Source organism: Moorena sp. SIO4E2 (assembly GCF_010671945.1).
Lineage (GTDB): Bacteria > Cyanobacteriota > Cyanobacteriia > Cyanobacteriales > Coleofasciculaceae > Moorena > Moorena producens.
This window is the reverse complement of sequence record NZ_JAAHIE010000728.1, coordinates 1-3,101: the sequence shown is the minus strand read 5'-3', so window position 1 is coordinate 3,101 and position 3,101 is coordinate 1. Positions and strand designations below refer to the sequence as shown.

Genomic DNA, 3,101 nt, shown 5'->3' with positions numbered 1-3,101 from the left:
TCCCCCATTTCCTGTTGCATCCTTACTCTTTGAACCTCGTGTCCAAGCCTGAATTCTGCTGTTATCTTGCAAGGTGACATTGCCATTAGGAGCGTTGATTTCGATAGTTCCACCCTGACCTGAACTGGTGGTCTTGGTCTTAATCGTACCCTTATTGGTCAGCAGTACATCCCCAGTCACATTGATCTCAATATCCCCGCCAATACCCGCTTTCTTTTCAGTTTTGGTAAAAATTCCTTCTTCTGTTTCCTTCCTTGGCTTTGGTTCACGCTTAGAGGTCACCAAGACCGAGCCAGCGTTAATAGTGATTTTTCCTCCGTTTCCGGCTTGTTTGGTAGTTTTGCTCAAGATGCCCTGGTCTTCAGCATCGTTCTCATGATTATCTTGATTGGCAAAAACCGAAACCTCAAGCCGGTCAGCAGTAAGGATAATCTCTCCACCATCACTGCCAACTGCTGCTGTTTTGGTAAATATTCCCTGGTCTTCGTCTTCTTCTACTTCTACTTCGTCCGGGTCTTCTCCTTCTAGTCCTTCTATATGTTTAGACGTGGATACAGAGATTAAGCCAGAGGTGATGGTAATTTTTCCGCCTGCTCCACCGTTTTCCTCAGTTATGGTAAAAATTCCTTGGTTTGGTTTACTTTCCCCGTCATTGTTAGTGGTTACGTTAACTGAGGAATCAGCAGTGATAATAATATCACCACCTTTGTGACCATTCCCTTGAGTTATGGTAAAAATTCCCTGGTCTTTATTAGAGGTTTCTACTTCCAAAGAGTCAGCAATAATCCTAATTTCGCCACCATCAACATTACCATCTTCTGGCACCAAGGTTTCTATAGCGCTATTATTAACTACAACATTCCCTTTCTTGACGCCATTGGGAAAATCTAAACCCAGCTTGTTACCATCTCTAGTTAATGCGACTTGTCCTGGTGCGCCCAATCCCGCTAACAGAATATTCCCACCTTGATTGGTGGATATCTTACTATCTTCGATAACATTAATCTCACCACCGAGCAACAACAGGTTATCAACCGCCAGCTTCTCTAACTTAGCTTGACTGGTAATATTACCGGGAATTTGATTAAAGAAAAACACATTAGGATTAACGGTTAGCAATGGCGAAGGCGGCTCTGGATTAGAAGCACTAAACGCTCCTTGATTGCCAAACCCAATCCCATCAGCAGTAGTGCCCACAAAGGAACCCGATACATCTAGCTTGGCATTCTCCCCAAACAAAATCCCCTTGGGATTAATCAAGAACAAATTTGCTCCACCATTGACACCCAAGGTTCCTAAAATATTGGAGGGATTCGCACCAGTTACCCGAGACAGAATATTTTCAATCCCAGCTGGATTAGCAAAATAAACCCTTTGTCCGTCTCCCACATTAAACTCTAGGAAACTGTGGAACAAATTGATATCTCGGATTGCTCCCCCTTTAATTAGATCAACAATTTTCCCATTTACCTCACCAGAGCCCAGGTCTAGCAAAGACCTTTCCCCCTGGGGCAAAGTGGCATCAGGAGTAATCTGAGCATTAGCTTGGTTTACTGAAAATGCGTACGCTCCACTAATGGCTAAGCATAGGGCTAAACCAAACTGACTGTTATAGCGTTTCAAGACATCTAATGCCATGGGATTGCTTCTGCTCCTGATCTATCTTTGGGAGGGTTAGTTTACTTAAGCTATCAGCTTTCAGCTTTCAGCTTGCGCATCGGCGCAGGTTAGGTGGGGTTTATTTTAAGCTGACAGCTAACGGCTGACGGCTGACAATTTATTTTTGATTAATAGTGGTTTGATGCCGTTATTGTGACAAGAACTACTATTATTACTCATGGAAATAATAACATAAATTATTATTATACCTATTCTGGCTAGCCATTGATGTAAATTTTTGTTAAATCAAGTTAGCCAGAGCTATAGAGATGGGTATCTAAGGGATAAGCAAGGGATATAGGGAGCCGAAATCAATTGTGATAATTTTTGTTCCCTCCCGATTCCCGATTCCCGATTCCCGATTCCCGATTCCCTTTGGTATACAGAGTCTGATCAAGTAATAAAATGTAAATAAACTTAAAAACTATTTATTCGAAGCTCTGGCTAAAAACTTGATATAAAATAAAAAATATGTTATTCAAAGAATCCAATGGGGTGTGTAATCCTGGTATGTTCTATAGCCAGGAAGATTGGGAAAGAAGCTTGACTAGATATCGTGAGTATATATGTTTAACTGTTTGGTAATAGGTTCCGGGCGCAGTGGCACTAGCATGGTAGCCGGTACACTCAGTGGTGCTGGGTATTTCATGGGAGACAGAATGATGTCATCTACAAGCATCAATAAAAAGGGCTACTTTGAGTCCAAGAATGTTGAGGCGATTAACGAAGATATATTAAGCAAAGTTGTCCCACCTCGACCAAGGGGAATGTTGGGAAATTTGTTTAAGGACCGACCGACTAGATACCAACGCTGGCTAGCTAGGGTGCCTGTAGGCAAAAGGATTGATTGTCCTGAGGAGATAGCCTCTAGAATAGAAACCTTAACTGAGCGACAGCCTTTTTGCTTCAAAGACCCTAGATTTTGTTACACATTGCCAGCTTGGAAACCGTTTCTCAAGGATACCGTATTTCTGTGCGTATTTCGGCACCCCGCAGCGACGGCATCAAGCATTATGAAGGTGCATAGTAAGCATAAATACTTATATAGTCTTTCTATGAATTTTGAGCGAGCGGTAGAAATCTGGACACTTATGTATCAACATATTATTCAAACTCACTCCAAGGAAGGCAAATGGTTATTTGTACACTACGACCAAGTGTTGTCAGATCAAGGACTTGACCGCATTGAAGAATTTATTGATGGCACAGTAGACCGTAGTTTTCCTGACAAAGCTTTAGCTAGTGTTGAGGCAAATCAGCCAATATCTTCCAAAGCTCGTGAAATTTATTCAGAGTTGTGTAGCCGAGCTAACTATCAAGAGGCTCAGTTATAGCGTTTATCATAGCTATGAGGTACAAATTATTTTTTGCCTCTTCCCTGCTCCCTGCTCCCTGCTCCCTGCTCCCTGCTCCCTAAAACCCAGAGATTTGTACCTGATCGT

2 protein-coding genes are annotated in these 3,101 nt (G+C 42.3%); one reads left to right on the top strand and one right to left on the bottom strand.

Annotated elements, in window-relative coordinates; genetic code table 11:
• A partial coding sequence (locus F6K37_RS36135; RefSeq protein WP_287255798.1) for a two-partner secretion domain-containing protein occupies window positions 1-1,638 on the bottom strand: 1,638 nt, incomplete at its 3' end.
• 587 nt (window positions 1,639-2,225) lie between these two features.
• Here F6K37_RS36135 and F6K37_RS36130 point away from each other — a divergent pair.
• A complete protein-coding gene (locus F6K37_RS36130) occupies window positions 2,226-2,993 on the top strand; it encodes a sulfotransferase (RefSeq protein WP_287255796.1) in 768 nt (255 codons plus the stop codon).
• The last annotated feature ends 108 nt before the right edge of the window (window positions 2,994-3,101 follow it).